Source organism: Clostridia bacterium (genome assembly GCA_014360065.1).
Taxonomy (GTDB): Bacteria; Bacillota; DSM-521; order Neomoorellales; family JACIYF01; genus JACIYF01.
Map to the genome: position 1 here is coordinate 1 of JACIYF010000169.1, position 4209 is coordinate 4209.

Annotated in this window: 9 protein-coding genes and 1 tRNA gene; 4 read left to right on the forward strand and 6 right to left on the reverse strand. The window is 54.0% G+C overall.

All coding sequences use genetic code 11. The features are described from left to right. The 6 genes from nadE to H5U02_14285 all read right to left on the reverse strand — a co-directional run. The coding region (nadE, locus tag H5U02_14260; protein ID MBC7343586.1) for an NAD(+) synthase at positions 1 to 276 on the reverse strand (276 nt) is incomplete at its 3' end. 124 nt (positions 277 to 400) lie between these two features. Continuing rightward, complete coding sequence (locus tag H5U02_14265) at positions 401 to 820, reverse strand: nucleotidyltransferase domain-containing protein (GenBank protein ID MBC7343587.1); 420 nt, start codon at positions 818 to 820, stop codon at positions 401 to 403. 173 nt (positions 821 to 993) lie between these two features. Next, positions 994 to 1326 carry a spore coat protein gene (locus tag H5U02_14270; GenBank protein MBC7343588.1) on the reverse strand — a complete coding sequence of 111 codons (333 nt, stop codon included), beginning with the start codon at positions 1324 to 1326 and terminating at the stop codon, positions 994 to 996. A 109-nt stretch (positions 1327 to 1435) separates the two neighbouring features. After that, positions 1436 to 1636 (reverse strand): spore coat protein, encoded by a 201-nt coding sequence (locus H5U02_14275; GenBank protein MBC7343589.1) that lies wholly within the window; start codon positions 1634 to 1636, stop codon positions 1436 to 1438. 45 nt (positions 1637 to 1681) lie between these two features. Then, complete coding sequence (locus H5U02_14280) at positions 1682 to 1915, reverse strand: thioredoxin family protein (GenBank protein ID MBC7343590.1); 234 nt, start codon at positions 1913 to 1915, stop codon at positions 1682 to 1684. Positions 1916 to 1976: 61 nt separating this feature from the next. Then, positions 1977 to 2243, reverse strand: a complete 267-nt coding sequence (locus H5U02_14285; protein ID MBC7343591.1) for a GlsB/YeaQ/YmgE family stress response membrane protein — start codon at positions 2241 to 2243, stop codon at positions 1977 to 1979. Positions 2244 to 2547: 304 nt separating this feature from the next. Here H5U02_14285 and H5U02_14290 point away from each other — a divergent pair, with 304 nt between their 5' ends. The 4 genes from H5U02_14290 to H5U02_14305 all read left to right on the forward strand — a co-directional run. After that, complete coding sequence (locus H5U02_14290) at positions 2548 to 2826, forward strand: acylphosphatase (protein MBC7343592.1); 279 nt, start codon at positions 2548 to 2550, stop codon at positions 2824 to 2826. Positions 2827 to 2926: 100 nt separating this feature from the next. Further along, positions 2927 to 3817, forward strand: a complete 891-nt coding sequence (locus H5U02_14295) for a DUF2889 domain-containing protein (GenBank protein ID MBC7343593.1) — start codon at positions 2927 to 2929, stop codon at positions 3815 to 3817. 42 nt (positions 3818 to 3859) lie between these two features. Beyond that, positions 3860 to 3934 (forward strand) — tRNA-Val (locus H5U02_14300). Positions 3935 to 4029: 95 nt separating this feature from the next. Next, on the forward strand, positions 4030 to 4209 hold a 180-nt coding region (locus H5U02_14305; GenBank protein MBC7343594.1), incomplete at its 3' end, for a hypothetical protein.

The window sequence follows — 4209 nt, forward strand, 5'->3', positions numbered from 1 at the left end:
GAGGGCAAAGACCGGGTTCAGATCTACTTCCCGAACGGGGAGGGAAAGAGCGTTGGCCACCAGGTGGGCGTCCTCCCGGTCCCTGGGATCACTATAGCAGGGCATGATCACTCCTAGGCAGGCATGGGGAAAAGCCTTTTGGCATAGGGCTGCCACTACGGCCGAGTCCACCCCGCCGCTCAAGCCGAAGACTACCCCTTTGGCCGAGGCCTGTTCGGCTTGTTGCCGGATCCATTGCACCAAGTTATCAGTGACTCGTTGACAATTCAATGGCACTGCCTCCTCTTAGCTTTCTGATTGGAAGAGCTTATTTGTGATGGTGAGGCTTACGGTACGCTCGGCTTCTAAATCCTGCACATATTCACTTAAAAGAGCTAGCCGAGCTTTTATGATCTCAACATTAACCATTATGGTCGGCCTCCAAAATCCTGGCAATCATCCTGGCATTGCGCCTTTGTAGGAGCGGCTTGAGGTCGAAATATTGGCGGCGGGAAGCTACTTCAAAATCCACCCGGCGCTGCGGCTGCTTGTCGACCAGCAAACGGCCATCCAATAAGATGTGATGCTGTAGCAGTAATGGCGCTGCCTGTATATCGATTACATCTACCTTTTTCCCGAGCGCTCTTTCTAGGGCAATGATTATCTCCAGGCGGCGGTCGAAACGAGCCAGCTTGTCACCCTCACTGGAAAAGAGCACGGCCACATCAATATCGCTCTCATCCCTTTGGGTACCCCGAGCCTGGGAACCAAAAAGGTAAGCGGCAACGATGTCGTCTTGTTTTTCTAGGTAACGAGCAATTAGCTCGATGGCGTTGGCCATCTGTTTTGCCCAACTTTCATTGGGAATTTCATGAAAACAGGTTAGCTCTATTATAGCAAAAATGGAAGGGGAAAAATGCCAAAGTTAAGGCCCAGGCAACCTAGAGAAAAACCCCGCCGAAGCGGGGTAAAAGATGGTTTTGCCTGGCTTTCATGGCCTGACCGCCTGGTGCATCAAACCATGGGCCGGGTCCTTGGATTAAAGGGCGCCTGAGCTTGCTGACCCATTTGGGCGGCCTGGGCGCTCAACATATTCTTAAAGTTCTGTTGCACCTGGGTGATGTCCTGTTGATCGGCCAGGTTGGTTTGATACCAGCCCCGGGCGCTCATGGCCTTAAATATAGAATAGAGATTGTTTTGTTCATCCTGGTAGATGCTGAAAAAGTCGCGCCGGAGGTTTTCATTGGAGCACTCGGTGATGGCGGTATTGTAGATGAAGGTTAGGAGCTTGTGGGTTGCCAAAGAATCCCCGGCGATGGTGCGGTCATTCATTTGGGCGTTCGCCATAGTTTCCCTCCTTAATTCATTTCCTGCTTTTTCTTCTGCTTGGCAAAGTCGAATTCGCGCTGTGATGCCATGAGCGAGTTTCGCATGCAGGTATTCAAGTCGCAGATACTTACATTACGGGCCCCACCCCTAAATGGCGCATGAGGATATCCTGGTGGCGCTGGTGGGTTCTTTGTACATCCAGGAGCACTTGCTTAAACTGCGGATCCGTAATCTGGTTGGCCAGAAAGCCGAGCTTTTCGATGACCATCATTTCGCTGGACAAGCTCTCCCGAAGCAGCATCAGCTCAGGTTGGGTGAGATTGGGCATGTGTACACCTCCCTTAATTGGTAGTTGAGACCGGACGAGGCCATCCTAGGGCAACAACTCATCCAACTTGGCCCGGTCAAAGCCAAGGACCACTTTGCCGTCAATGAAGGTGGTTGGCACCACCATGTGGCCGGTCCGCGAGATCATGCGCTCACGGCCGGCATCGTCCTCAGCTACGTTGAATTCCTCAAAAGGGACACCTTTTTGGGAAAGATACTCTTTCACCTGGGCACAGTAGGGTCAGGTGGGAGTAGTAAATACCGTTACCTTATCCGGCATAGCCTACCTCCTTAAAATCCTAGCTCAAGCTGTGACCTGAAGAAGTGGCTGCCATGGCCACCTACTGAGCCTTGGCTCGTTCTTTTCCAAACAAGCCAATGACGTAACTTAGGATAGCGGAAACTAGGATAGCTCCGATGATATTGGCCCCGGCTACCATCCAACCCCAGGTGCCGAGAAAGGCCCCGCCAATCCAGCCGCCAACGATGCCCACGATTATTGCTCCCCAGACACCGCCGGGGTATTCCCGGTTTATGGCATAGGTTTGGATAAGCCAACCCACCAGGCCGCCCAATACTATTACCAAGATCCAGCTACCGACTGTCACTATCTCACCTCCTTCAAAAACTCGTTGCTTCTAGCCGGGCGCTGGTCCTTGGGTAGCTTCCGAACCAGCGAGCCCCCTCCTTGATTGTCCATTCCTAGTTGTGCGGCTTGGCCGCGTGGGGCAGTGCCCGATCTTAGTTTGACCGCGGAAAGCAGGTTTATACATGCATGCCCTGGACACGGGCGGGTACAAGGCCAAGGCTGGTCAGTTGGAAAACCGCAAGGGCTAGGGTAGAATAAAATGGTAAAGTATGGGCAAGACAGCGCTTACCGCTGAAGTGGGACGGGGGGTCAGGCAGGAAATTATGCAGCACCAGCTTCATGTTTATTTAGAAGGAGTCGTGCAGGGCGTGGGCATGCGCTACTATGTGCTCAGGCAGGCGCGCCTATTGGGACTAACCGGCTGGGTCCGCAATCTTATGGATGGCCGAGTAGAAGTGGTGGCCGAAGGCGATGAGGTCATGCTGAAGGAGCTTTTGGAGCGGCTAAGAAATTCGTCGGTAGGAGTAGTGGAAAGGGCGACGGCGGAATGGCAACCGGCCTCTGGCCAATGGTCCGACTTTTTCATTGCCCCGAGCCTCTAGAGGCCAAGCCTAACCTTTTTCGCGGCTTGGAGCAAGAAGCAGTGAGGCTAGCAGGAATTACGCTTGGCTTGGGTAGCCCAAGGAGAGGAGGCAAACCCTAATGCTTGAGCCTAAAGCCCCTATCTTTCACCGGCAGTGGTTTATTGGTGCTTACCGCCAATCCCAGGACATCATTGTCGCCGAGGCTCATTATGTGGATAGTTTCCTGGAAATGACGGCTAGGCTGGAAGCCGGGGTAAAGGACTTAGTGGCCCGCAAGGTGACCTTGGCCACTCACCGCGACTCCAGCCGCGTCCCTCCGAGATTTGACCCGGCCAACCTGGCCGAAGGCCTAGCCTGGATTAGCCGCGATGTCAGCCAGTCCTTAGATTGCCTTCAAGGAATGGTTTGTTATACCGGGGTAGGGAAACTTGTCCGCAAGGCGGTGGCGCCTGACCCGCTCGGCTTGAAGGAAGACCTGATCCTGGAGGCCATCCGGGCAGTGATCCAGGCTGAGACTTTTATTTTTATAGAGCGGGGATTTAAAGACGCTTTTGATTATGAGGCCTATTTTAACCGCACTTTTGCTGGTAGCTGCCGCTATTACAGCAATCTGGACCGGGTTAGCCGCAACTTCAGCCAGGGTCTTTTAGTTCATAGTCGCGGCCCCAACCTCTTCTCTCGCTTTCGTAGCACGGCTGTTTATAGGTGCCAAGACAAGTACCAAGTGGTGGCCCAGCTTTCCGATTCTTTTCATGAAATGGAGCTCAACTTGCTCCTAAACCCAAACCACCTGGTGGTGGAGGAAGCGCATGCCTTTATGCTTCGCTTTCCTGACCCGGTTTGCCAGGAAAGCGAGGAGCTGGTAAAGGCTGGCCTGCCAGGAGTGGGCTTACGGCCCGAGAATAAAAAGCATATCTATGCTGCCTGTGGGGGCGGCAATGGCTGTACCCACCTAGGGGATATGGCCTTCGATGTGGCCCGGGCGCTTAAGATTTTGGGCAGCTGGTGACGGCTTGACTTGTGAGCGGGGATAAGGCATAATATAGGCGCTGGGTCGGTAGCTCAGGGGGAGAGCACCTCGTTGACGCCGAGGGGGTCAGGTGTTCAAATCACCTCCGACCCACCACCACAGGCCCTTTCCGAGCGCCAAGGCGCGCGGAAAGGGCCCTTTTTGTATAGCCCAGCAACCGCTCACATATACTAGCAGCGGGAGGTGAGGTTGTGGCTAGCAATGTGCCTGTGCTGTCGTTGGGGTCGGCTTCCGGCATGGAGTACTTGCTGAGCCGGGCAGAAGAAGAGATTTCCCAGCTCAAAAAAAGGGGGCTGGGAGTGGATTACCAGGTGGACAACCGCGGCAAGTTTACCTTTCTCTGCTTTTACCTTTCCAAACCCAGTGGCCGC

Bases quoted from the DNA above. Each gene is read 5' to 3' on its own strand.
- H5U02_14290 (MBC7343592.1), top strand. From the start codon at position 2,548: ATGCAGCACCAGCTTCATGTTTATTTAGAAGGAGTCGTGCAGGGCGTG.
- H5U02_14295 (MBC7343593.1), top strand. From the start codon at position 2,927: ATGCTTGAGCCTAAAGCCCCTATCTTTCACCGGCAGTGGTTTATTGGT.
- H5U02_14275 (MBC7343589.1), bottom strand. From the start codon at position 1,636: ATGCCCAATCTCACCCAACCTGAGCTGATGCTGCTTCGGGAGAGCTTG.
- H5U02_14270 (MBC7343588.1), bottom strand. From the start codon at position 1,326: ATGGCGAACGCCCAAATGAATGACCGCACCATCGCCGGGGATTCTTTG.
- H5U02_14265 (MBC7343587.1), bottom strand. From the start codon at position 820: ATGGCCAACGCCATCGAGCTAATTGCTCGTTACCTAGAAAAACAAGAC.